Origin of the sequence: Natrarchaeobius versutus, assembly GCF_041205745.1 — an archaeon.
Classification (GTDB): domain Archaea; phylum Halobacteriota; class Halobacteria; order Halobacteriales; family Natrialbaceae; genus Natrarchaeobius; species Natrarchaeobius versutus.
This window is the reverse complement of the sequence record NZ_JBGFCC010000001.1, coordinates 422,525-446,815: the sequence shown is the minus strand read 5'-3', so window position 1 is coordinate 446,815 and position 24,291 is coordinate 422,525. Positions and strand designations below refer to the sequence as shown.

Sequence of the window (24,291 nt, the reverse complement as noted above, 5' to 3'; positions counted from 1 at the left end):
TGTTCTGATTTCCAACATAAACTGTCGGAAACGACCGAGAGAGTTGAACGAGCCCGTCGTACACCAACAGTGAAGGACGGCCGGACGGTATCGTTGGTATGGACTTTGCGCTCTCGCCCGAACAGATGCAGATCCGGGAGATGGTTTCCGAGTTCGTCGACAGGGAGATCGTTCCCGTCGCCGACGAGATCGATCGATCCGACGAGTTCCCGCGGGACCTCGTCGACGAGATGGCCGACCTCGGTCTGATGGGGATGCCGTTTCCCGAGGAGTACGGCGGTGCGGGACTCGACTATCACTCGTACGCGATCGGCCTCGAGGAGATTTCCCGTGGGTCGGGTGGCCTCGGGACGGTCGTCGCCGCACACACCTCGCTCGCAGGGAACATGCTCCTCGAGTTCGGCGACGAGGAACAGAAAGAACAGTATCTCACGCCGCTGGCCGAGGGACGAGATATCGGGGCGTTCGCGCTCTCGGAAGCCGGAGCGGGAAGCGACGTGCCGGCGATGGAGACGACGGCCGAGCGCGACGGTGAAGAGTACGTCGTCGACGGCCACAAACTGTGGATCTCCAACGGTTCCGTCGCCGACACCATCACGCTCTTTGCAAAGACGGATCCCGACGCCGGCAACCGGGGAATCTCCTCGTTCGTCGTCCGTCCCGAAGCGGACGAGGGCTTCATCCTCGAAGGGACGGAGGATAAACTCGGCGACAAGGGCTGTCCGACCGCCGAGCTCCGGTTCGACGAACTGCGTCTCCCCGAGGATCGACTGCTCGGCGAGGAAGGCGAGGGATTCGTCCAGGCGTTGAAGACCTTGAACGGCGGCCGGATCACCATCGCGGCCCGCGGGGTCGGCATCGCTCGAGCGGCCTTCGAGGAAGCGCGCGACTACGCAACCGAGCGCGAGCAGTTCGGCCAGCCGATCGGCGAGTTCCAGTCGATCAAACACAAACTCGCCGACATGGATACGAAGATCCAGGCCGCTCGGATGCTCATGCACCGGGCCGCCGACCGCAAAATCCGCGGGGAAGAATATATAACGGAGGCCGCCCAGGCCAAACTCTACGCCTCCGAAGTCTCCCGGGAAGTCGCCAACGAGGGCATCCAGATCCACGGCGGCTACGGCTACACGAAGGACTTCCCCGCCGAGCGGTTCTACCGCGATGCCAAACTCAACGAGATCTACGAGGGAACGAGCGAAGTGTTACGGAACACGATCGGCGACCGACTGCTCGAGCAGTAACCGACAGCTTCGAGCTTTGGCCTCAACCGCTCGAGGCCCGGTACTGCGGTCGAATTACCGGGGGCTGTACCGGCCCGTTCGCTCGTCGCCGGTTCCCCCTCCGTCGCCGGGCCGTCGTTCGCTTTCGGCGTTGCCCCTGTCGCCTCCGAGACGGTCGTCGAAGACGTCGATGTGGTGGATCGCACTCGGCGAGAGCAGTCGATTGCCCTCGAGTTCGATCCAGCCGTTGGCGTGGACGATGATCGGTCCCTCGTAAAGGGGATCCTGGGAGGTGGCCTCGTCGTAGACGACGGCGTCCTGGTAGGCCGACGTGAACGGGAGGTCGTCCTCGGAGAGCACCGATTCGCGGGAGATGAGGGGTGGGAACGGGAGCACGGTTGTGGGAGAACGGTCACCGTAAGATCATATATGTTTTCTCGATTCGCCCGACCGGTCACTCCCCCTCATACGGTTTACTGTCGGTCATTTCCGGCGCAACCGCGACCAAGCCGGCGGTTGCGTCGGTACATCGTGACAGTAATCCGGATCACGGGACGGTCGCGGATCATCGGTCGCCGTCCGGATCGTCGACGCAGTCGCGAACCCACTCGAAGTGTTCCCGAACCCGTCGTTCGCCCGCGTCCGTAAGCGCGTACACGTCGTGGATTCCATCAGTCCGTTTCTCGACGAACCCGGCGTCGACGAGCGCCGACAACGAGCCGTAAAACGACTTCGGCTCGAGGCGGTCGTCGTAGTGGGCCTCGAGTCGAGATTTGAGTTGTTGTCCGCGCAACGGCCCGTCTGCCACGAGGAGAACGCAGACGTCCCGACGCCGTCCGCTCTGAAGCCACTTGCTCATATCGATAGATCGGGATCTACGGGGTCGAACGTTACGGTTTCGGACGATCGGCGAGTCGCGCTTCTCGTTCGTAGTTTGTGGTGGCGCGACGGCCGATCACGCAATCCGGCGAACTGTGCCGACGATCGTCCAGAGGACTCCACCAGCCAGCGTGAGCGCGAGGACGAACGGGGCCCCGATCTCGAGGAGGGCGCCGCGACCGTGGGTTCGAAGCTCGTGGCGAAGGAGGAACCAGGGTCCGTCGGATTGCCCGATCACGACGGTTCCCGACCCGAACGCGAGCGAGAGGAGAACGACGCCGAAGAGGGTCGCCACGACCAGGGTGAGCGTTCCGACCGCGCCCGCGATCATCGTCGAGAGGAGCGACGTTTCGGGCTCGAGTTCGGCTCGCCGATCCGGCGGCGCGTAGATCCCGAAGCCAAGCTCGTCGTCGGGGAGTCCGGAGACGCGGACGTCGGCGGGGTACCGACACAATGCGGCGGCGAGCCAGAGATCGCCGACCGAACCGGCGACGTTGGCCGCGAGCGGAACGAGAAGCAACGGCGTCGGGTAGACGAGCAAAACTGCGAGGCCACCCGCCGTGATGGTCACGAACGGTGCGAGCAAGACGACGACCAGTTGCGTTCGCGTGTAGTTCGATCCCTCCGTTTGTGCGTAGGCGTACGGCAAGAGGAAGTGTGACACGCCGATCCCGAACCGCGGCGCGTCGGCGAATCGGGCCATCGCGAGTCCGTGGATCGTCTCGTGGAGGACGACGACCAGCGCGACGAGTACGCTCGAGGCGAGAATCAGGACCAGCGTTCCCGCGGGCGACGGCGGCGCGATCACGATCGGCTCGAGCGATCGTCCGTGTGCCACGGCGATGACGTGCCCGAACGCGTAGGCGGAGACGAAAAAGCCGACGACGGAGACGACGAGCCACGCGATGGCAACCTCGGACGTGAGCCGTATCGTCGCGAGCGGCCGGTTCGTGTTGCCGACGGTCGTTCGGTCCACGACCCCGACTCCAGAGGCGGGCAAAAAATCGGTGTCGGTATCGATCGCCGTCGGGAGGGATCGACAGGTTCCCGGTGGTCGGCCACCGACGGTCGCGTATGATCGAGGATCGAACGGCGGAGAAAAACGGGATCGTGGCGAACTACGACGAAACCGAGACGGAACGACTCCTCGAGTTTCGGGCGACGGGTAAGACGGGAACGTCTGGAACGGACCAGCAGGTCGGATCGACTCCGGGGGCGACGGCGGCGATCGCCCAGAATCGCGACGGCTACGCCATGTTGACGGTTCGACCGACCGTCGACGGAGACGAACTCGAGCGCTACTACGGCTTCGACATGGCGCTCGATCACGTCGCCGAACTGCTCGGCGTCTCCCCCCACGAACTTCCGGTGCCGGACGCCGCAAGCGATATGGGGATGTGATACCGCCGGGTGGCGGTCAGCGAGCAGTCGGTCGCGAAGTTACGACAGTCGGGAACCCGCTCGAGTTGTGTTGCCCAGCAGAACGAACGAGGCCTGGAGCCATCCTCGAGGGGAACAATCGCGGGAGCGCGACCAATTGTCATACGTCCGATAGTACGGGTCTTCCAGGACCGAACGGGTTCGCCCGGGTAACGGACTGATCTGTGCGAGTGTACCCTCGAGGGCCGTCAAAAACGGGAATCATAAATACGCGGAGGCGAAGGTTCAGACGAGAACAGTCGTGGCTCCAGATTCGTTTCCCCGCCCGATCCGTACGCGTCGGCGGTTCTCCGGACTGCTGGCAGCGACGGCACTCGGCGTCTACTTACTTTTGATCGCAGGCGCGACGACGTCGCTTACGGACGCCGCCTCGGCGTGTTCGACGTGGCCGACCTGTCACCCGCCTGCAGACCCGCTGAATCAAACCGAACTCGCGATCGCATGGGGACACCGTCTCACCGCGCTCGTCGTCGGCATACTCGTGGCGATGACCGCAGTCGCCGCTGTCCTCGGCGACGCGGCGACGCGGGTCCGCGCGGCCATCGTCGTCGGCGCGATTCTGTACGCGGTCCAGGTCGCGATCGGTGCCGCGACCGCGACGCTCGGACCGGCCGCGATCACCCCCGGCTTACACCTCGGACTCGGCATCGTCATCTTCACCGCCGTCGTCCTCGCGCTGGCCTGGGACCTCGAGATCGCCACGGGAAGCGACGACGACGCGATCACCTCTCCGGAGCCGGAACCGATCGAACCCGACGCGGTGACTGGCGAACGGTCGATTCCCTCGGGTGGCCTTCCGAGGGCGAAACTCACCGCGTTCGCGTATTTCAAGATGATGAAGCCGCGGCTGATGTGGTTGCTCTGTCTGGTCGCCGCGGCGGGGATGGCTCTCGCCGCCGGGCCGGCCCTCGACGCGGCGACGATCGTCGCGACCCTCGGCGGCGGCGTGCTCGCGATCGGCGCGTCGGGAACGTTCAACCACGTTCTCGAGCGCGACGTCGACCAGCGGATGTCCCGGACGGCGGACCGGCCGCTCGCGACCGACCTGATCCCGGTGCGGAACGCGATGGTCTTCGGCCTCGGGCTGACCGTCGCCTCGATGGCCGCCTTCCTGACGATCAACGCACTCGCCGCGGCGCTCGGACTCGCGGCGATCCTCTTTTACAGCGTCGTCTACACGCTGTTGCTCAAGCCAAACACCGTCCAGAACACGGTCATCGGCGGCGCCGCGGGCGCGTTGCCGGCGCTGATCGGCTGGGCCGCCGTCACCAACGAGATCGGCCTCCCCGCGCTCGCACTCGCGGGCGTCATCTTCCTCTGGACGCCGGCGCACTTCTACAACCTCGCGTTGGCCTATCGTGACGACTACGCACGCGGCGGCTTCCCGATGATGCCCGTCGTCCGCGGTGAGACGGAGACGCGAAAACACATCGTCTACTACATCGCGGCGACGCTCGTCGGCACGGTTGGCCTCGCCTGGATCACAGATCTCGGCGTGTTGTACGCCGCGACGGTCGCGATCTTCGGCGGGATATTTCTCTGGGCCGCCGTCTCGCTTCACTTCGAGCAGACAGAGTCCGCGGCGTTTCGGGCGTTTCACGCCTCCAACGCCTTCCTCGGCGCCGCACTCGTCGTTATCGTCGTCGACGCGCTCGTGTTGTAACCGTCGCCTCGAGCCCTCCGATCGAACCGTCTTCGACGTCGCCTTCGGTCGATAGCGACACCCCTAACCGGGCCGATTTCGTAGTTCGGGACATGAATCGCCGCGCGTTTCTCGTCTCCGCCGTCGGCTGTGGAGCCGCCGCGGTGGCCGGCTGTAGCTCCCTGCTCGAGGCGTCGAGACCCGACGACCTCGCGGGCGTCGACGCCGACTCACAGCTTCCGACGCCGACGCTCGGGTCCGGCGACGTGGCCGTCGACGTCTACGAGGACCTCGGCTGTCGGTACTGTCACGAGTTTCAGGAGGAGGTCTATCCGGTACTCGAGTCGTCGTACCTCGAGTCGGGGGAGATCACGTACCGCCACTTCGATTTTCCCGTCGAAGCGGCCGAGGAGTCCGTCGCGATGGCCAACGCGGCCCGTGCCGTCCAGGCCGAGACGGGGATCGACGGCGACCGGAACGGGGCGTTTTTCGAGTACAAATCCGCCGTCATGGACCACGACGACTGGAGCGACGACGCCCTCGTGACCCTCGCGGAGACGGTCGACGCCGCCGACGCCGTCTCGAGTGCGCTCGCAGACGAGACGTACTACCCGACGCTCGCCGCCGACTGGGACCGCGGCGAGGAAGCGGGCGTCGAGCGGACGCCGACGATCGTCGTCGACGGAGAGATCGTAGACGATCCGCTCGAGTTCGACGAAATCGCCGCCGAGATCGACGACGCGACCTGACGGTATCGGTGGCGATTTGGGTGTGAAAACGTGTGGCGTTCGTGAAAGAGCGACGCTTACCGCTCGAGGGAACGTGCCTCGTCGATCCGCTCGAACTGGTCGTCGGTGAGTTCGATCTCGACCGCGCCGACGTTCTCCTCGAGTTGCTCGGGGGTTCGAGCGCCGACGATTGGGACGCAGGTGAACTGATCCTGTTCGATGAGCCAGCGGACCGAGACCTGAGCGGGGGTCGCCTCGACCTCGTCGGAGACCGCCTCGACGGCCTCGAGGACGTCCCAGGCCTGTTCGGTCGTGTACCACTCGTCGAACATCTCGTCTAAGCTCCCACGGGAGCCGTCGGGTGCCTCGACGGAGCCGTCCTCGGCGCGGTCGTACTTGCCGGTGAGAAAGCCGCCGGCCAGCGGCGAGTACGGACAGACCGCGAGATCCTGATCGGCACAGACGTCGAGGTAGTCGGCGACCTCGTCGTACTGGGCGGCGTTGACCATCGGCTGGGTGACGTCGAACCGCTCGAGTCCCTCGACGTCTGCGGTCCACAGCGCCTTCGTGAGTTGCCAGGCGGCCATCGTGCTCGCGCCGAGGTAGCGGACCTTCCCCTCCTCGACGAGAGTCGTCAGCGTTCGAAGCGTCTCGCGGATGGGCGTGTTCTCGTCCCAGCGGTGGATGTAATAGAGGTCGAGGTAGTCCGTTCCGAGGCGCTGTAAGGTGCCTTCGATCTGAGCGCGGATGTGCTTGCGCCCGAGGCCGGAGTCGTTCGGGCCGGGTTCGCCCCAGCCGTCGAAGGGGAAGTACACCTTCGAGGCGACGACGAAGTCTTCCCGGTCGTGGTCCTCGAGCCACTCGCCGATCCACTCCTCGCTGATGCCGTTCGGGTTGCCGTAGACGTTCGCGGTGTCGATGAAGTTGATTCCGTTATCCCAGGCCGTATCGAGGAGGTCGTGGGCTTCCTCGCGGTCGGTTTCGACGACGCCGCCGGATTCCATCCCGAAGCGCCAGGTACCGAAACAGAGCTGAGAGACTGTCGTGCCAGTGTTTCCGAGCGTGGTGTACTCCATACACCGAGGTCTCTCCGCGGGAAGTAAAACGGGTCGGGAACCGGTGAATTCGTCGTGGAAGTAAGTACAACTGTCGTACACTTTCGAGAGTGCGGAATCGATGGAACGTTACGGGGCCGACAGCAGCGCTACCGGACCGACGGCAACACATCTTCCTCGTAGAACTCGAGGGCGCTCTCCTGGTCGGGGCCGATCTGGTGGACGTAGACGTGATCGTAGCCGGCGTCGATCGCCCGCTCTACGCTCTCGACGTGTGCCTGGGGATCCGGATCGGTCGTCGTGCCCGACTCGGCGACGTCCTCGCGGTCGACCATCTCGGCCGCCTGTTCGAAGTGAGCGGGGGTCGGAAGCTCCTGGCTGAGTTCGCCCGGAAGCGAGCCGTTGGGCCAGTACTCGAGGACGGTGTCGATCGCCTCGTCCTCGGTTTCGGCGTAACACGTGTGAAGCTGTGTGTACGCGGGCCCGTCTCCGCCCGCGTCCCGATACGCCTCGACGACGTCGCCTTTCGGCCCCGAACACCAGAGGCCGTCGCCGTATTCGGCGGCCCACCGAGCAGTCTGCGGTCCGAACGCGCTCGCGATCGTCTCCGGCGTCTCCTCGGGAACCGTATAGAGCCGGGCGTTCTCGACGGTGTAGTGTTCGCCGCGGTGGCTCGTCGTCTCGCCGGTCCAGAGTTCGCGCATGACGTCCATCGCCTCCTCCAACATCTCGAGGCGGACGTCGTGTTCGGGCCAGCGGTGGCCGGTGACGTGTTCGTTCAAGTTCTCGCCGGTGCCGACGCCGAACGTAAAGCGGCCGTCGAACAGCTCGGCGACGGTGGCGACGGCGTGAGCGACGTTGACGGGATGGATTCGCATCGTCGGACAGGTGACGCCGACGCCGACGTCTATCTCGTCGGTCGCCGCCGCGATCGCGCCGAGGGTCGACCAGACGAACGGCGACTCCCCCTGCGCCGAGATCCAGGGGTGAAAGTGATCCGAGATCGAGACGAAATCGAATCCGATCGCCTCGGCGCGGCGGGCGTATTCGACGAGCTCCATCGGGCCGTGCTCCTCACTCGAGAGGGTGTACCCCAGTTCGACCATGCGACTCGTCTATCACGACCGCGGCGGTAACGGTTGAGCCTGCGACGGCAAGAACGCGCCTCGAGCACTCGCCGACAGCGACGTTCCGGCGAGAATCGAACCCCTTACCCGCGCCGGATGGATACCGACGCGCATGGAAGCCGTCGTCGAGGCGAACGCGCTTCGCAAATCCTACGACGAGACGGTCGCTCTGGCGGGCGTTTCCGTCGCGATCGAACGCGGCGAGATCTTCGGATTGATCGGACCGAACGGGGCCGGAAAGACGACGCTCGTTCGCGCGTTGACGGGGACGACGGAGCCCGACTCGGGAACCGCACGAGTGCTCGAGGCGTCCCCGACGACGATCGATCGAAACCGGCTTGGCGTCCTCCCGCAGGCGTTTTCTCCCCCGGATCGGCTCACCGCACGGGAGTTGCTCACCTACTACGCTGGGTTGTACGACGACGCGCGCGATCCCGGTGACGTGCTCGCCGACGTCGGCCTCGCGGACGCCGGCGAAACGTGGTACGAGGACCTCTCCGGCGGACAACAGCGTCGAGTCTGCGTCGGTGCGACGCTGGTCAACGATCCGGAAATCCTCTTTCTGGACGAGCCGACGACCGGTATCGACCCCGCGGGCCGACGGACGGTCTGGCGCCTGATCGAATCGCTCTCCGCGGGCGGGACGACCGTCGTCCTCACGACCCACGATATGGCGGAAGCCGAGCGGCTGGCCGACCGGGTCGGACTGCTGGCCGACGGCGCACTCGTCGCCGACGGAACGCCGGCAGACCTCGTGGAAGAACACGGCGGCTCGAGCCGGTTGACGATCGAGACGACCGCGAACCCACCCGCATTCGAGGACCTGGCGTACCCGGTCGACCGTCCGACGCCGAAGCGTGAGCGAAACGGCCACTCGAGCGACGAGGAACCGATCGTCGTCCGCACCGTCACCCCTCGCGACATCGGTACCGTCGTCGACTACCTCGAGGAACGGGAAATCGCGTACTCGGGACTCGAGTGGGCTGAGCCCGGTCTCGAGGAGGTCTATCTCGAACTCGCGGCGCAGGCCGAACTCGATCGGACCGACGCCTCGGACGGGGATGCCGGCGGAGCGAACGATGCTCCGGGAACCGACGACGATCCGGCCGAAAGCGGGTCGGTCACCGACGGGACGTCCGGAACCGGCCACTCCGACGAGCCGTCCGAAGACGAACCGACGACGGGTGAGACGGCGTGACTCGACTCGAGCGCGTCCGTGCGGAGACGAACGCCGGGTGGCGATCGTTCGTCCGTCGACGGACAGCCGTCTTCTTTACGTTCTTCTTCCCGGTGATCCTGATCGTCATCTTCGGCGCGTTGGTCCAGACCGATCCGACTGGTGGCGGGCTCTTCGCCGAACCCGCGGCCTACTACGTGCCGGGATACCTCGCCGTCGTCGTCCTCTTTACCCCGCTTTCGCGGATGGGAAGTGAGGTTGCCCGCCACCGCGAGGGCAATCGATTCGAGAAGCTGGCGACGACGCCGTTGACTCGCGGCGAGTGGTTGCTCTCTCAGACGCTCGTGAACGCGGCCATCATCGGCCTCGCGAGCGTCCTCATCCTCGTCCTCGTGATCGTACTGACCGGCGCCGACGTCGTCCTCTCGCCGTTGCTCGTTCCGTACGTCCTCGTCGGTGTCGTCTGTTTCTGCGGCGTCGGGGCGATGCTCGGCAGTTACACCGATTCCCAGGACGGCGCCGTCGCCGCGAGCAACGCGATCGGCCTCCCGTTGCTCTTTCTCTCCGAGACCTTCGTCCCGCTCGAGCAGTTGCCCGGCTGGTTCGGGCCGTTCGTCGAACTCTCGCCGCTGACGTACTTCGCTCGGGGCGTTCGGGCGGCGACCTATCCTGAAGCGAACGCGCCAGCGGTCGCTGGCGTCGACCCCGCACTGGCGAATCTCGGTGTCCTCGCGGTGATCGCGGTCGTCGCGTTCGCCCTCGGCGCGCGGTCGATCCCACGAACGGACTGAGACGGTCTGCTCTGACCGATTGTCGGCCGATCGCTCGCCGTTTTTCGATCGACCGGTACTGACTCATAACAGTCCGTACGAGGGGGATCGCTGTCCCAGATACCGACACACACGGTTCGAGGTGTGGCGGAACTGACGGCAGATGGTCCATTCGAAGTCGGCGGTCGAGGCGGTCACTCACGACCGATTTGCTGGCTCCGGCCGGGAATGGATCGGGAGCGAAAACGAGAACGTCGACCCCTTTCCAGGTTCGGACTCGACCCAGATGTCGCCACCGTGGCGCTCGACGATGCGTTCACAGAGCGCGAGGCCGATTCCGCTTCCGGAGCGCTCGTCGACGGGGTGGAGTCGTTCGAAGACGCCGAAGATTCGATCCGTATCGCTCGGATCGATACCGATGCCTTCATCGCTCACCGACAGGATCCACTCGTCACCGTCGCGGCGAGCGGAGACGTGAACCTTAGGTGGCTCGTCGTCCGCGTACTCGATCGCATTCGACAACAGGTTCTGAAAGATCTGGCGTAACTGATTGCCGTCGCCTAAAACGCGTGGAAGCGATTCGACAGTGATCTCCGCATCAGCTTCCGCGATCTGGAACCGTAGATCCCGGCGAACGTCGGCGAGAACGTCTTCGAGGTCGACGGGTTCGAACGGCCGACCGGCAGTCTCCACCCGCGAGAACGCCAATAGCCCGTCGATCATCTCCCGCATCCGCTCGGCACCGTCGACGGCGAACGCGATGAACTCCCGGCCGTCTTCGTCTAACTCCTCGTCGTAGCGATCCTCGATCAACCGAAGGTAACTCGAGACCATCCGCAACGGCTCCTGGAGGTCGTGGGAGGCCGCGTAGGCGAACTGCTCGAGGCGTTCGTTCGACTCCTCGAGGCGCCGACGGTACTCCTTTCGTTCGGTGACGTCACGGAAGTAGACGGACGCTCCCGTCTCGGAGGGGTAGATCGTCACCTCGAGCCAGCGATCGGCCAGGTCGAAGTAGTGGACGTAGCTGGTCGGTTCCTGAGTTTCCATCGCCGTCTCGAAGCTCTCGCGGACGACGTCCTCGTTGGCCGTCTCCGGGAACTGCTCCCAGAGTCGTTCCCCGAGTAGTTCGGCCTCCGAACGCTGGAGGAGTACCTCCGCGCGTTCGTTGACGTGCGTGTACCGAAACTCCTCGTCGAACGCACAGACCGCGTCGTCGATCCGCCCGAGGATCTCTTCGAGTCTGGTCTCGAGACGTTTTCGTTCGGTGATGTCCTGGACCGCATACACCGCGCCGTCGAACGAGCCGTCGGCGTCGAACAGCGGGCTACAGTGAGTAGACAGCCAGACGCGGGTTCCATCGGGGAGATCGATACCGACGACCTCGTCGTAGACCGGCTCTCCGGTCTCTTTGACGGTTGAAAACGGGAGTTCGCTACTGGCGAGTGGGTCGCCCGCTTCGTCGACCAGGTTCCACCGATCGTCGTCGTGTGCGTACGATCGCAACTCCTCTAGGGGCCGTCCGAGCAGTTCCTCGGCACGCTCGTTCGCGAAGACGTTCATCCCGTCTGAATCGATGAGCGTGATTCCGACCGGGCTCGTTTCGATGATTTCGTCCTTCAACGCTCGCTCCTCGTTGCGTCGTCGGTTCGCTCGATCGCGTTGAATCCCCGATGCGAGAACGTTCGCAACGGTTCTGACGAAGGTCACGTCGGCGTCCGTGTACTCGGTTCGCGTCTCGTTGCGTACGTCGAGGACGCCCCAGGGATCTTCCTCCGGCCCGACCCCCACGCTGATCGCGCTCCGGACATCGTGTTCGGCCACCCGATCCGAATCGGAGATCCGATCGTCCGTTCGAACGTCCTCGACGATGACAGGGGAGTCGGCGGTCAAAGCCCGTCGAACCCGGGCGTTTGGATCCGGGAGGACGACCGTTGTCTCGCAACCCTCGTCGGTCGGAGCGTCGATTCCCTTCGAGCGAAATCGGTCGTCCGTTCGCGCCTCGAGAGCCACACACGAGTCGACCCCGAGCGTCTCGACGATGGTTTCGGTCGCTCGCTCGAACAGCTCCTCGAGCGTGGGTTCTTCCAGAATCAGATCGCTGAGCTCCGCCAGCAGTTGCTGTTGGCGGATTCGTCGGTCGAGGTCCGATTCGGCTCCGTTGGACGACCCCATTTTGACTGTTCTAGTCGCGACCCACGCGTAAAGAGCCTCCGCCGGGAGAGCCCGTTCGAAACGATCGAACTAAAACAGGATCACCGAACTGAACTCGTAGCCGTAGATGTGATTGAGCATCAGGTAGGTGACGATCCCGAGAAAGAGGCTCAGAATCCAGGAACCGGCGGCGATGCGTCCGACTCGAGCGTGTGACGTCTCCCGTAGCTCCGAGGGAGTGTGTGTGAGCCCGAGGATCAACGCGTAGAGAACGACCGGGACGGCGACGATCGAGAGAACGATGTGAATCGCCAGCATGATCAGATAGGCGTAGTAGACGGTTTCCGGCCCGTCGAAGAGTTTCTCGCCGCCACCGCCGACGCGAATAAGATAGACGACGAGAAAGATCAGAATGAGCGCGAACCCACCGGCCATTGCGAGCCGGTGTTTCTCGATTTCGTTCGTCCGAATCCAGTACCACCCGAACACGAGGAGAACCAACGTGAGCGAATTGATAACCGCAATCGCGTGGGTGAGTGCGTTTATTTGTGCGTTCGAAAGCTCGGGATAGATCGGAATATCGAGGACGAACGTCCCGATAACCAGCGCGTATCCGACGATCGTCAACAGGATCGTGATACCGATCGGGCGCTCCCGAAGTCGCCGTTTTGCACCCGCAGTTGCCATTGTGCTGGGTTAGAAGCGGCGTCGTATCTGTCTTGCTGTTTTCTGGTAGATCAGCCGGATTCGTCGCCCGCCGAATTCTCAGAGAGCGAGACAGTTCCGTCCTCGTCGACCGAGACGTCGTATCCACAGAACGTAAACGAGACGCCGCTCTTCGCTGTCGGTCGATCCGCAAACAACGCATCGAGCGCTTCCGGATCGACGACTGCGTGGAGGGGCTCGTACTCCGGCGGACGTAGCTCGTCCGGCGAAATTTCCTCTGCTTCCGCGACGGCCTCGACGACCGCACGGCTCGGTGGTCTTCGAACGGTCCCGTCGGCGCTATCGCCACCACCATCCATCGTAATCCTCGCTTTCGAACCGGATCGAATAAAACTGTCCTTCTTCGTTTCGATTTTGATACGTACACCGGACAGATTCCTTCGACATCGAAGGATCAGTACGCTCGAGTCGGTTCGGTCGTAATTTCGCCGCCCCGACGGTCTACCGGGGCGGAAGATCACACCTCACTCAGACGACAAATACCACTGGTGGCGGCGAGGAACAGTTACACCGAACCGTATCAGTCGATTCGAATCGCTGGTTTTCCGGGACGGGCTTTGGTCGGGTTCGCCTCGTCTGCGATGTGGACGACGACGTCAGCACCGAACTCGTCGGCGATCAGCCAGCGAGCGCGCTCGAGGAGCGTACGCTCGTCGTCGAACGTCAGCGACGGATCGATGCCGCTCGTCGGCGAGCGCTCGAGGAGCGTTTCCACGACCGACTCGACGGTCTCTCGAGTCGGCGTCTCGATATCGGCGGCCGACAGCCGATCGGCCACGATCGAAGCGTCGACGTCACCGCTGACCCCGTCGGCGAGTAGCTCTGCGACGCGGTAGGTCCACGCCGGAGCGACGAGGAGTTCGATCCGTTCCGGTTCGTCGATGTCGGCCACGTCGACGATGTCGCGGACGTCCTCGAGCGTTCGCTCGACGAGTCGACGTTCGCTCGCGTAGTCCGACGGCTCCGTCTCCGGTTCAGGCCAGTCGGCTTCGACGACCAGTCCCTCTCCTCGAAGCTTGTTCCACAGTTCCTCGCCGAGGTGCGGTGCCATCGGCGAGATCAACGCCGCGAGAGTCAACAGCCCCCGGCGATACACCTCGTCGTGTGGCCGGTCGTACGCCAGATATCGACGAAGGAGGCGAGCCAGCTCTCGGATCTCGGTCGCGGCCCGGTGGAACCGGAACCGCTCGTACTCTCCGGTGACCGCGACGATGGTTCGATCGATTTCTCGTGCGATGTACTCGTCGTGGCCCCGTCGTTCGACGCGGGTGTCCGCCTTCTCGACGAACTCGGTGGCCATCCGGTAGAGGTTCTGCTGGAGGTCGTAGGCTCCACGAACGTTGTTCGCGGTCCACTCGAAATCCTGTTCCGGGTGGGCCGCCGAGAGGACGAACAGCCTCGTCGTCTCCGCACCGTACTCGAGGGGCGCGACGACGTTGCCCTTCGACGTCGACATCTTCTCGCCGTCGTACAGCACCGTCCCCTGGCTGACGAGGCGTTCGACCGGTTCCCGTTGCTCGACCAGACCGAGGTCGGCGAGCGCGCGCGTCATAAACCGGATGTACAGCAGGTGGAGGATCGCGTGTTCGTCGCCGCCGACGTAGACGTCGATCGGAAGCCACTCGTTCGCCCGTTCGGCGTCGAACGGCGCGTCCTCGATATTCGGTGAGAGAAATCGCAGGAAGTACCACGAGGAGTCGACGAACGTGTCCATCGTATCCGTCTCCCGGCGGGCGGGGCCGCCACACTCGGGACAGGTCGTGTGCCGGAACGAGTCGTGTTCCTCGAGCGGGTTCCCCGTCGTTCGAACGAACTCCGGGAGTTCGACCGGAAGCTCCTCGTCGGGGACGAGGACGTGTCCACAGTCGTCGCAGTGAACGACCGGGATCGGCGTCCCCCAGTAGCGCTGTCGCGAGATCAGCCAGTCCCGGAGGCGGTAGGTCACGTCCGCCTGAATGGCGTCGTGATCCTCGACCAGCCGTTCTCGCACGCGTTCGCTCTCGAGGCCGTCGTACTCGCCGCTTTCGACGAGCGTTCCCTCGCCCGTGTACGGTTCGTTCTCGAGCGTCTCGTTACGATCGCTTTCGTCTTCGTCCCCGACGATCACGCGTTCGATCGGCAGGTCGTGTTCGGATGCGAAGCCGTGGTCGCGCTCGTTGTGACCGGGAACGCCCATGACAGCGCCGGTCCCGACATCCTCGAGTACGTAGCCGGCGACGTACACCGGTAGCTTCTCGCCCGTCAGGGGATGGACGGCCCTCACGTCGGTCTCGACTCCGGAGAAGCCGACCTCGTCGGGGCCGCGCTCGCGGACCGTCTCCACGTAGTCGGCGACGTCGTCTTCGGTCTCCGCGAGGATTCGAGCGAGGTCGTGGCCGGGCGAGACGGCGAGGTACGTCGCACCGCAAACCGTCTCCGGGCGGGTGCTAAAGACCTCGACGCCGGCGATCGTCCCGTTCGATTCGTCTCGGTCGATAGCCCCGACCGATTCCCTGCCGGCGCTCCCGACGGCCCTCGATAGTTCGAAACCGATTTTTGCACCCTCTTGGCGACCGATCCAGTTTCGCTGAATCTCGCGGACGCCCTCGGGCCACCCCTCGAGGTCCTCGAGACCGTCGTGAAGCTCCTCGGCGTACTCCGTGATCGAGAAGAACCACTGGTCTAACTCGCGACGACCGACGGGCGTATCACATCGCCAGCAGATCCGATCGCCATCCCGTTCGTCGACCTGTGCGTCGGCCAGCACCGTCTCGCAGTCGGGACACCAGTTGACCGTCGCCGCCTCGTACTCGACGAGTCCGGCCTCGTAGAGCCGTTTGAACAGCCACTGGTTCCACCGGTAGTACTTCGGCTCGCAGGTCGTGATCTCGCGCGACCAGTCGTAGCCAAAGCCCATCGTTTCGAGTTCCTCGCGCATCCGGCGGATACACGCCTTTGTCCACGACTCCGGGTCGCTCGCGCGCTCGTAGGCGGCGTTCTCCGCGGGCAGGCCGAACGCGTCCCAGCCCATCGGGTGGAGGACGTCGTCGCCGCGCATCCGTCGGTACCGGGCGTAGGCGTCGGTGATCGCGTAGTTGCGAACGTGGCCCATATGAAGCGTCCCGGAGGTGTACGGAAACATTCCGAGGACGTACGTCGGGTCCGTTGCATCTTCGGAGAGTTCGTAGACGTCGTCGCGCTCCCAGATGTACTGCCAAAACTCCTGTACCTGCGCGTGATCGTAATGACTCGGCATTGGGACCCCGTTGTCCACCACTCGGAGTGCCGGCTATATCATTGTTGGCCACTCGAGGCGCGAACGAACGACCCCGATAAAATCGTTCGTGACGGGGAGGACCGAGGCTCAGCGTGCCCCTGCGGGCGTTCCGGCTGGCGCCCTTCGCCCGGCGGCGTACGCGATGTACGCCGCCAACACCGCGCCGACGATCCCCGAGACGACGTTACTCCAGGCGAGACCCGCGGCGGCCACCTCGAGTCCCTCCATCGCGAACTGTCCCTCGAGTGCGAACGGCGCGACCAGTATCCACAGCGCCAGCAACGCGACGAGGGACATCACGCTCGTACTCGTCGGGTGTGCCGTGATGATTCGGTAGAAGTTGTAGCCCGCCAGCAGGAAGATCGCGCCGCCGACCGCGACGTTGTTCCACGTAAACTCCGCGGCGGCCTCGTAGACGAACGGCGAAACGACGATCCACAGCCCGATCAGCGAAACGATTCCACTCAACCACTTCTGGCCCTCCGGTTCGCCCTGGTCTCGCATCTGTGCATCTCCGGTTTCCGGATCGCTCGTCGTCGATTCACTCACGATCGATCACCACGTCACCGGTCGCCGTTGTCGTTGAAAAAGCGCGACGACCGTTTCCAGCAACGGCCCCGAAACCGCCTACACGCATCGATATTGGCTGGTCGGTCGACTCGAGGTTTGAATCGCTAAGATAGGTTTACTTCGAACGGTAACAGCGTATTACCGACACGCGATGGGGTACGGTCTGGACGATCGCATTCCGAGCGCGGCGACGCAATACGACTTACTCGCCGAACTCAGCTTTCTCGTCTTCCTCACCACGGTGTTTCTGGTTCCCGTGGCCGTGAGAGACGACGTCGCGTACGTCACGAACCGGTACGAGTGGGAACCCGAAACGTGGCTGTGGGTCACCGGCGCGGCGATTCAGCTGGTCAACGTCGTCGTGGTCCTCGCCTACGTCGCGAAACGCAATCCCGACGCACCCTTTCGGCTCTCGACGACGTGAGCGCCGATTCGGCGGGCCGCGAACTGCCCGCCTCGAACAGTGCGTCGCCGGAGCCAGGAACGGGGCCCTCGAGCGGTGGTCGTCGGATGGAAGCCGAGCAAGCGGCTGATAACGATCGGGCGACGACCGACAATCGAACGGTTACCGCCGCGGATGTCGACTCGAACTGGTGGTACGTGCCGGCGGTCACGGCCGGATTGACCCTCGCCTCCGTTCTCGCTGGAATCGGTACGGTCGGTGTCGTCGTCGTAACGGATACCGTCTCCGCTGTACTTCCGCTCTTGCTTTCCCTCCCGTTACTTCTCGTTCTCGTGGTCGGCGGCTACGGCTCGATGCTGGCGATTCACCTGGACGCGAAGGCCATCCGCGAGGCTGGCGGAAACTGGCAACCCTCCGTACTCGCCTACGCGGTCGGCTCCGTCCTATAGTAGCCACTGCAAGTCATTGCACATCTGATCGCCAGACGGTTCGGCGATCAGTGTGTACATCGTTGCAGTTGTTACTATAGTGAGTCCCCTCGTTCCTCCCGCGGTCTACATCCTCCAGCGCCACAGACACCTTGGTGAGCCCTGAGCGCGGTATCGTTCGATACTATCGAACTGACTCCGAAAACCGATTACAGGCGGTTGGGTCTGTGCGTTCCGAAAAACACTCATTTCTGACGGTCGCGACACCGCGCTTGCCCAGATACCGTATGAAGGACGAAATCTCGATGCCCGCGAGTGACGTCATCCGGTGATGTTGCTACTCAACGAGTTATTAGTTACGCCAACTGTGGCCGCTAACCGGTAATCACTATTACCTCAGCCGACCGTGACATTCGCTCGCTGTTTCCAGTCTCGACTGGTGTTCGAATCGGACGTTTCGGTGTTCCGACACCAATGTCAATATCTCATTATATTCGGCGAGTCGTCGGCAATCTCCGCATCTTCCCTCGAACGGTGTGTGTGAACTTTTACATTCGACGTTTCACGGATACCATGGCTCGAATTAGCCGACGCGGTGTACTAACGGGTATCGGTGGTGTCGGTGCGCTATCCTTGACTGGACGTCTCGGTGCACGGCGGACCGTGCAGGATCGCGAGGTGATGTTGGGGATTCTGCAACCGGAATCGGGCGACCTGGGCGAACTGGGGACTCCGATCGCGGACGGCGCAGAACTCCCGGCTCGCGAACTCGCGGACGCGGGGAGCGAGTTCACGGTCGACATTCAGCGTGAAGATAGTCAGACGCTCTCCGAAGCGGGAATCAGCGCCGCACAGTCGCTCGTCGATGCTGGCTATCCGATGTTCACCGGCGCGGCAGCATCCGACGTGACGATCCCGGTCGCACAGGAGGTTGCGATCCCGAACCAGGTCGTCATGTGCTCACCCGCGAGCACCAGTCCCGACATCACCGATCTCGCGGACGACGACTTCGTCTTCCGTACGGCACCGAGTGACGCGTTACAGGGCAACGTTATCGCGGAACTCGCCCTCGAGGAACGAGGCTGGGGGCGGGGTGCGTCACTCCACCTGAACGACGCCTACGGCGTTGCGCTCTCGACCGTGTTCGAAAATAGGTTCGAGGAACTCGGCGGGGAGATCACGGCCACGGAGGCGTTCGAACCGGAACAGCCCTCGTACACCTCTGTACTCGAGAGCGTGCTCGCTGACGAGCCGGATTTCCTGCTGGTGATCGCATTCCCCGTCAGCGGCATTCAGATCTTCCGTGACTTCTACGCGGGCTTCGATCCAGACCTACCCGTCATCGTCACCGACGGGCTAATTGAAGACGACCTCCCCGAAAGCGCCGACAATCCGATGGACAACGTCCTGGGAACGGCCCCGGCGGCCGACGGCCCGGAGGTCGATGCGTTCACCGAGAGCTACGAAGACGAGTTCGGACGCGGACCAGGGGTCTTCAACGCCCACGGTTACGACGCGAGCGCCGTCATGATCCTCGCGAACGCCCGTGCCGGAGACAACGACGGGACCGCCGTCCGCGACGAGATGCGGGCCGTAGCGAATCCGAACGGCGATCCGGTCGGCCCGGCGAACTTCCCCGAAGCGGTCGAACGCGCCGCGGCTGGCGAGGAGATCACCTACCAGGGCGCTTCGAGTATCGTCGAGTTCGACGACAACGGCGACATGCAGGCGGTCACCTACGATATCTTCGAGTTCGGTGACTTCGAACTCGAGGTCGTCGACCAGATCGACTTCGAAGAGTGAGAAGCCGGATTCGAACTCGGGAGACGTCGAGCGATCGAACACGTATCGGTCGCCGTTCGTGCGACCGAGCCCCTTCCAATCTCGACCATCGAATCGATTTCGGAGAGGATCCGTTGTCTGCGTAACCAGTGTCCACGTCGTCGCGGTGAGCGTCAGATCTGTCCCCCGAGATAGGCATCGATGACGCGTTCGTCCTCCTGTATCACTTCGGGTGGGCCGTGTGAGAGCACCTGTCCTTGATGCATGACGATCACCCTCTCGCAGTTGTTCATGATGACGTCCATGTCGTGTTCGACGATGAGGAAGGTGTAGCCCTGCGATCTGAGTTCGTGGAGGCGAGCGAGGAGTTTCTTCTCGAGCGTCGGATTCACGCCGGCCATCGGCTCGTCGAGCAAGAGCAACTCCGGGTCCGTCAAAAGTGCCCGTGAGAGTTCGAGTAGCTTTCGCTGGCCGCCCGAGAGATTCGCCGCGTCCTCGTGGGCGAGGTGATCGAGTTCGAACAGTTCGAGGATCTCCCACGTGCGGTCGAGTAACTCCCGCTCCTGATGGACGACCGATCGACGAGCGCCGGGGACGAGCGACCGCCAGAGCGATTCACCGAGTTGTCCGTCGAACGCCAATAGCATGTTCTCGAGGACGGTCATTCCCGCAAGCTCTCGGCTGATCTGGAAGGTTCGAACGAGCCCGCGATCCACCAGTTGGTGGGGTCGTAACTCGGTCACGTCTTCGCCCTCGAGATAGATCTGTCCGGCATCCGGCTCGTAAACGCCGGTGATCAGGTTGAACACCGTCGATTTGCCGGCCCCGTTCGGACCGATGAGCCCCGTTATCGTCTCACGTTCGACCTCGAAACTGGCGCCGTCGACTGCCACGATGCCACCGAACCGCTTCTCGAGATTCGAGATGCGAAGCATCGTCTGCTTGGTGCGCTCTTCGTCCTCGATCGTGGGATCACTCATCCGTCTCACCTCCGTCGGAGAGCGAGGGATCACGCCCACGGGGAGGGTGTTCTTTCGCCAGATCGATGGGTGAGGCCGGTTCGTTCCGGTGGCCGAGAATCCCGTCCGGCCGGTAGATCATCAGTACGATCAGTACCGCGCCGAAGAGGACGAACCGGAGATTCGGGAGTTCGCTCACCGCGTATCCCAGAAGCGGTACCGGATCGAGGTTGCCGAGGGCGACCGCGCTGTCGTACACCGTCGGGGGGTGTGGCAGGTCGAACGTGGCGTCCACGATGCGCTGGACGAACGGCGGCCCCTCGAAGAGCAAGCCAGCGAACAGGAAGGCACCGACGACGCTCCCGGTGTTCGAGCCCGAACCACCGATGATGAGGGCGATGAAGATGTAGAACGTGATGATGGGGAGAAACAGGTTCGGGTCCACGTATCCTCGACGGCCCTGCCAGACGATGCCGGCCAGTCCCATGAACACACAGCCAAGCATGAACACCTTGATCTTCACGCGGTCTGTGTTCTTGCCCAGCGACTGCGCCGTGAGTTCGTCTTCCCTGATGGCTTTCAACATCCTGCCGAACGGGGAGTTCCCGATCCTGGTGATGACGACGAACACGAACGCGACCAACGCGACGAGAACGACGGTGTACACCCACCCCTCGACGACCGACGGGCTCAACTCCAGGCGTTCGCCAACCGCCAGAAACGGCCGACCGAAGAGCGTCGGTTCCGCAGTCGGATCGCCGCCGACGTATATCAGCTCGCGTGAAACCGTGTTTCGCAGGTTCGGGAAGGACATCCCTTGTCCGCTTCCCGTCCCGAGTTCGACGCCGAACACCGAGAACTCGTGGAGCGCACTCGAGTTGAACACCAGCCGGATCACCTCTGCGGCGGCCAGGGTGACGATCGCGAAGTAGTCTGCACGCAGACGCAACGCCGGCAACGCGACCACGAGTCCCACGAGTGCGGACGTCACGAGTCCCACGAGGACGCCGACCCAGAGCGGCAATCCGAGACCGGGGAAGGTGGCGTCCGGCGCGGCCGTCACCAGCGCCATCGTGTACGCACCGACGGCCATGAACCCGGCGACACCGATGTTGAACAGCCCGGTGTACCCCCAGTGGAGGTTGAGCGCCAGAACGACCAGCGCGAACGACGCCGCCAGCAACGTCACCTGCTGGAGGGTACTAACGATCCCATTAAAGTCGAGGCCAGCCGCCAGGCCGAGTACGATGAAGAGCGCGTACACCACGACCGTGGTCTTGCCGATGATGAGCACATCGTCGAGCCAGCGCGGCCGAACGTTTTCGTCCAGGAGGAGATCGAGAGGGCTATTCGTACGCTCGTCTCCGGAACCGTCCCGGTTCGTCCCGCCACCGGAACCCCCGTCAGGCGACCCACCGTCGTGCTCGACCCGCGACAGATCCGAGGATGCGCCGCTCGTGCCCTCCTCGTCATCGGGGTCGTAACCCCCGTCGCCGCAGACGGGCGAGTCACCAGTCATGCGGTTTCCACCCCGCCGAAGAGACCGGACGGCCTGAAGATGAGAATCAAGATCATGAGCGTGAACGCGGCGACCTCGGTCAGATCGCCCGGGATCCAGACCAGTGACACGTTCGTCGCCACTCCGATGATCAGTCCGCCTGCGATCGCACCGTAGATCGACCCGATACCACCGAGAATGACTGCAGAGAAGATCAACAGGAGCAGGAACCAGCCAGTGTTGAAGCTGAGCGTCTCCTGCTCGAGGACGATCAGGTAGCCGGCGACGCCGGTCAGTCCTGCGCCGAGAATCCATGTCAACAGGATCACTCGCTCGGTTGGAATGCCGGTAATCAACGCGAGGTCTCGATTGTCGGCCATCGCTCGCATGGCCGTCCCGAGTTTGGTGTACTGCAACATGGAGTGAAGCGCGACCATTAGCCCGATTCCGACTACGACGAGGGTCGCCTGATGGACGTGCAGCGAGTCAGTCCAGAAGACGAGCGAGTGATCGATCGTCGGCGAACTCCGAGTCACGCCACGCGTGTGTTCACCGTAGAAGAACACGACGAGGTACCGGAGCATCAGCGCGACGCCGATGCTCGCGATCAACAGCGGTATTCCGCCGGCGGTTCGCATGCGCCTGTAGACGATTCGATCGAACGCAAGGGCGACGAGGATCGTCCCGAGGGCCGCGACGATCAAGCCGACGAGGATCGCGATCGGTGCCCCGAACAGGTGCATATCGAGTTCGCGAGCCGAGGTCCCGCCGTCGGCGTTCAGGAGAATCGTCGAGCCGAAGTCCGCCACGCCGATCCCCGCGACGACGTACGCGGCGGTCCAGCCCGCAAACGCCCCGGTCGTGACGAGGTCTCCCTGTGAAAAGTTCGCGAACTTGAGAATCGCGTAGGTCATCGACAGTCCGACGGCGGCGAGCGCGATGATCAGTCCGTCGACAAGCCCGCGCCACACGAACACCCAGAGAGTGTCGATCCGGAGGTCTCCGAAAACGACGCGACGTACGAGATCGAGCACGAGAACCCCGAGTACCGAGAGAATCAACGCCCCGAACCACTGCTCCAGCGTCACGTTCGAAAGGGACCCTCGACCGTCTGTTACCCTCATGCTATCATCCCACCTACAGAACGGCTACACCAGCTAGTACAATTAATAATATGTGGAATTGCGTGATGGAAAACCGGATAAATACATTATCAGACCGTGTTAGGCGGAAACACAGTCCGGAACGACTGTACTCGAGACTCGAGGTAGACAGTCACTCACCGCTCGTATGGATCGTTCGTGTGTCCGCCTCGAGGGCGCCGGTGGTATAAATGGATTACAATACCCCATTTAGAGACAAAATCAGGAATGTGGAGTCAGGAACGTGATACGGGTTAGTAACACTCTCTTCGAAAAGAATAACGCATTCGTCATAGTCCCGGGCGGATTCGAACCGCCGTCCTGAGCTCACTTCCGTGACGGCCGTAACCGGACACGTCCAAAGGCTCAGATGATTGGCCACTACACCACGGGACTCTTCGTTTCACTCGTCGTCACGTGTTGTTCGCAGTTTCTTCGAAACTGCTCACCACCACGGGACTTCTCCGGGCTTCATCGCTGAGTAGCGCGTCGTCGCACAATAGTGTTACTTTTCGTCTCGAGAAGAAATCGCTATCGTCCCTGACTCCGCGCGGCGATGACAGCTCCGACAGAGGGTGACGACGTTGTCCATCGTGTGAGCATCTGCCGGTCGATCGAACGATCGAACGGGCTCGAGATGGTGAACGTCCGGATTCCGACCGAGGTCGTCCGCGTCCGCGCCGCAGTGCTGGCACTCGTAGCCGTCGCGCTCGAGCGCCTGCCGACGAACCCGCCACCACTCCTGTCCGTACTCGATCGCACCGCCCGCCCACTGGTGGTGATCAGGGCCGACGACGTGCTCCGAGAGCCACTCGCCGTAACACTCGAGTGTACAGAAGCAACCGCGCTCCCGCTTTTCGGCTTTCGCGGGACGAACCTCGAGGTCAGCCCCACAGCATTCACACTCGACGATGATTCGTTCGGCTTTCTCAGAGGGGTTTTCAGGAAGCAGTCCGATCGCCTCCTCAACACACTCCGAACAGTACACGCCGTCTTTGTCGGACGGGTAGTAGGAGAACGAGTCGCCGCAGGACTCGCACGTCGTCGTTTCTTTCGCGTCGCGCCAGTTCCCGTTATGCTCGCCCGCGTTCGGATTACAGTCGTCGCAATACTCGAGGCGCGCCTTCTGGTCATAGAATTCGTCCCCACAGCCGTTACAGGTTCGATTCGGAAGCGGTTCGCCGTGGACCTTCGTGTGGTGTTGGCGCATTCCCCGTTCGGAACTGAGCGATTTGCCACACGTCGGGCAGTCCATGCGGACGTTGGCCGCGCTATCGCGTATAAACTCGAGGAGACTCGAGTCTGCGGCACTCAAACTCTCGAACTCGAAGACGG

23 protein-coding genes and 1 tRNA gene are annotated in these 24,291 nt (G+C 63.3%); 9 read left to right on the top strand and 15 right to left on the bottom strand.

Translation table 11 applies throughout. The features are described 5' to 3' along the window. Positions 1-98 precede the first annotated feature (98 nt). Positions 99-1,244, top strand: coding sequence for an acyl-CoA dehydrogenase (locus AB7C87_RS02240; protein ID WP_369727773.1), 1,146 nt, complete (start codon positions 99-101; stop codon positions 1,242-1,244). Positions 1,245-1,298: 54 nt separating this feature from the next. Here AB7C87_RS02240 and AB7C87_RS02235 read toward each other — a convergent pair whose 3' ends face one another. From AB7C87_RS02235 to AB7C87_RS02225, 3 genes are all read right to left on the bottom strand, one after another. Continuing rightward, positions 1,299-1,619 (bottom strand): hypothetical protein, encoded by a 321-nt coding sequence (locus AB7C87_RS02235; RefSeq protein ID WP_369727772.1) that lies wholly within the window; start codon positions 1,617-1,619, stop codon positions 1,299-1,301. 169 nt (positions 1,620-1,788) lie between these two features. Next, entirely contained in the window at positions 1,789-2,082 is a 294-nt protein-coding gene (locus AB7C87_RS02230; protein ID WP_369727771.1) for a PadR family transcriptional regulator, read from the bottom strand. A gap of 96 nt (positions 2,083-2,178) precedes the next feature. Then, a complete protein-coding gene (locus AB7C87_RS02225) occupies positions 2,179-3,078 on the bottom strand; it encodes a DUF3267 domain-containing protein (protein ID WP_369727770.1) in 900 nt (299 codons plus the stop codon). Between the two features lie 98 nt (positions 3,079-3,176). On the opposite strand from AB7C87_RS02225, the gene AB7C87_RS02220 reads away from it, so the two are divergent. The 3 genes from AB7C87_RS02220 to AB7C87_RS02210 all read left to right on the top strand — a co-directional run bounded on the left by AB7C87_RS02220 (position 3,177) and on the right by AB7C87_RS02210 (position 5,933). Continuing rightward, positions 3,177-3,503: a DUF7111 family protein gene (locus AB7C87_RS02220; RefSeq protein WP_369727769.1), complete on the top strand. Its 327-nt coding sequence runs from the start codon at positions 3,177-3,179 to the stop codon at positions 3,501-3,503. A gap of 280 nt (positions 3,504-3,783) precedes the next feature. Further along, positions 3,784-5,205: a heme o synthase gene (locus tag AB7C87_RS02215; RefSeq protein ID WP_369727768.1), complete on the top strand. Its 1,422-nt coding sequence runs from the start codon at positions 3,784-3,786 to the stop codon at positions 5,203-5,205. Positions 5,206-5,297: 92 nt separating this feature from the next. Beyond that, positions 5,298-5,933 carry a DsbA family protein gene (locus AB7C87_RS02210; RefSeq protein WP_369727767.1) on the top strand — a complete coding sequence of 212 codons (636 nt, stop codon included), beginning with the start codon at positions 5,298-5,300 and terminating at the stop codon, positions 5,931-5,933. A 56-nt stretch (positions 5,934-5,989) separates the two neighbouring features. Here the strand turns inward: AB7C87_RS02210 and AB7C87_RS02205 are convergent, their stop codons facing one another. Further along, positions 5,990-6,988 carry an aldo/keto reductase gene (locus AB7C87_RS02205; protein ID WP_369727766.1) on the bottom strand — a complete coding sequence of 333 codons (999 nt, stop codon included), beginning with the start codon at positions 6,986-6,988 and terminating at the stop codon, positions 5,990-5,992. A 128-nt stretch (positions 6,989-7,116) separates the two neighbouring features. Further along, complete coding sequence (locus AB7C87_RS02200; protein WP_369727765.1) at positions 7,117-8,073, bottom strand: TIGR03557 family F420-dependent LLM class oxidoreductase; 957 nt, start codon at positions 8,071-8,073, stop codon at positions 7,117-7,119. A 133-nt stretch (positions 8,074-8,206) separates the two neighbouring features. Between AB7C87_RS02200 and AB7C87_RS02195 the strand changes: the two genes are divergently transcribed. Then, positions 8,207-9,292 carry an ABC transporter ATP-binding protein gene (locus AB7C87_RS02195; RefSeq protein WP_369727764.1) on the top strand — a complete coding sequence of 362 codons (1,086 nt, stop codon included), beginning with the start codon at positions 8,207-8,209 and terminating at the stop codon, positions 9,290-9,292. Beyond that, complete coding sequence (locus tag AB7C87_RS02190) at positions 9,289-10,062, top strand: ABC transporter permease (protein WP_369727763.1); 774 nt, start codon at positions 9,289-9,291, stop codon at positions 10,060-10,062. Before AB7C87_RS02195 ends, AB7C87_RS02190 begins: the two co-directional genes overlap by 4 nt. Before the next feature lie 177 nt (positions 10,063-10,239). Here the strand turns inward: AB7C87_RS02190 and AB7C87_RS02185 are convergent, their stop codons facing one another. The 5 genes from AB7C87_RS02185 to AB7C87_RS02165 form a co-directional block, all read right to left on the bottom strand. Then, a complete protein-coding gene (locus AB7C87_RS02185; protein ID WP_369727762.1) occupies positions 10,240-12,213 on the bottom strand; it encodes an ATP-binding protein in 1,974 nt (657 codons plus the stop codon). Positions 12,214-12,282: 69 nt separating this feature from the next. Then, complete coding sequence (locus tag AB7C87_RS02180; RefSeq protein WP_369727761.1) at positions 12,283-12,879, bottom strand: DUF420 domain-containing protein; 597 nt, start codon at positions 12,877-12,879, stop codon at positions 12,283-12,285. 50 nt (positions 12,880-12,929) lie between these two features. Continuing rightward, positions 12,930-13,217 carry a HalOD1 output domain-containing protein gene (locus AB7C87_RS02175; protein WP_369727760.1) on the bottom strand — a complete coding sequence of 96 codons (288 nt, stop codon included), beginning with the start codon at positions 13,215-13,217 and terminating at the stop codon, positions 12,930-12,932. Positions 13,218-13,438: 221 nt separating this feature from the next. After that, positions 13,439-16,153 carry a leucine--tRNA ligase gene (gene leuS / locus AB7C87_RS02170; protein WP_369727759.1) on the bottom strand — a complete coding sequence of 905 codons (2,715 nt, stop codon included), beginning with the start codon at positions 16,151-16,153 and terminating at the stop codon, positions 13,439-13,441. Between the two features lie 108 nt (positions 16,154-16,261). Beyond that, on the bottom strand, positions 16,262-16,723 hold the full coding sequence (locus AB7C87_RS02165) for an SPW repeat domain-containing protein (protein ID WP_369727758.1): 462 nt from the start codon (positions 16,721-16,723) through the stop codon (positions 16,262-16,264). Positions 16,724-16,895: 172 nt separating this feature from the next. Between AB7C87_RS02165 and AB7C87_RS02160 the strand changes: the two genes are divergently transcribed. The 3 genes from AB7C87_RS02160 to AB7C87_RS02150 all read left to right on the top strand — a co-directional run bounded on the left by AB7C87_RS02160 (position 16,896) and on the right by AB7C87_RS02150 (position 19,378). Beyond that, positions 16,896-17,168: a hypothetical protein gene (locus AB7C87_RS02160; protein ID WP_369727757.1), complete on the top strand. Its 273-nt coding sequence runs from the start codon at positions 16,896-16,898 to the stop codon at positions 17,166-17,168. Next, positions 17,165-17,596: a hypothetical protein gene (locus AB7C87_RS02155; RefSeq protein ID WP_369727756.1), complete on the top strand. Its 432-nt coding sequence runs from the start codon at positions 17,165-17,167 to the stop codon at positions 17,594-17,596. The genes AB7C87_RS02160 and AB7C87_RS02155 overlap by 4 nt, the downstream gene beginning before the upstream one ends. A gap of 552 nt (positions 17,597-18,148) precedes the next feature. Then, positions 18,149-19,378, top strand: a complete 1,230-nt coding sequence (locus AB7C87_RS02150) for an ABC transporter substrate-binding protein (protein WP_369727755.1) — start codon at positions 18,149-18,151, stop codon at positions 19,376-19,378. 152 nt (positions 19,379-19,530) lie between these two features. Here the strand turns inward: AB7C87_RS02150 and AB7C87_RS02145 are convergent, their stop codons facing one another. From AB7C87_RS02145 to AB7C87_RS02125, 5 genes are all read right to left on the bottom strand, one after another. Next, on the bottom strand, positions 19,531-20,337 hold the full coding sequence (locus AB7C87_RS02145) for an ABC transporter ATP-binding protein (RefSeq protein ID WP_369727754.1): 807 nt from the start codon (positions 20,335-20,337) through the stop codon (positions 19,531-19,533). Continuing rightward, on the bottom strand, positions 20,330-21,835 hold the full coding sequence (locus AB7C87_RS02140; protein WP_369727753.1) for a branched-chain amino acid ABC transporter permease: 1,506 nt from the start codon (positions 21,833-21,835) through the stop codon (positions 20,330-20,332). Before AB7C87_RS02140 ends, AB7C87_RS02145 begins: the two co-directional genes overlap by 8 nt. After that, positions 21,832-22,938, bottom strand: a complete 1,107-nt coding sequence (locus AB7C87_RS02135) for a branched-chain amino acid ABC transporter permease (protein WP_369727752.1) — start codon at positions 22,936-22,938, stop codon at positions 21,832-21,834. The genes AB7C87_RS02140 and AB7C87_RS02135 overlap by 4 nt, the downstream gene beginning before the upstream one ends. Before the next feature lie 311 nt (positions 22,939-23,249). Then, positions 23,250-23,352: transfer RNA gene (locus tag AB7C87_RS02130), tRNA-Gln, on the bottom strand. A 109-nt stretch (positions 23,353-23,461) separates the two neighbouring features. Continuing rightward, positions 23,462-24,211 carry an HNH endonuclease gene (locus tag AB7C87_RS02125; protein ID WP_369728373.1) on the bottom strand — a complete coding sequence of 250 codons (750 nt, stop codon included), beginning with the start codon at positions 24,209-24,211 and terminating at the stop codon, positions 23,462-23,464. Positions 24,212-24,291: the final 80 nt, after the last annotated feature.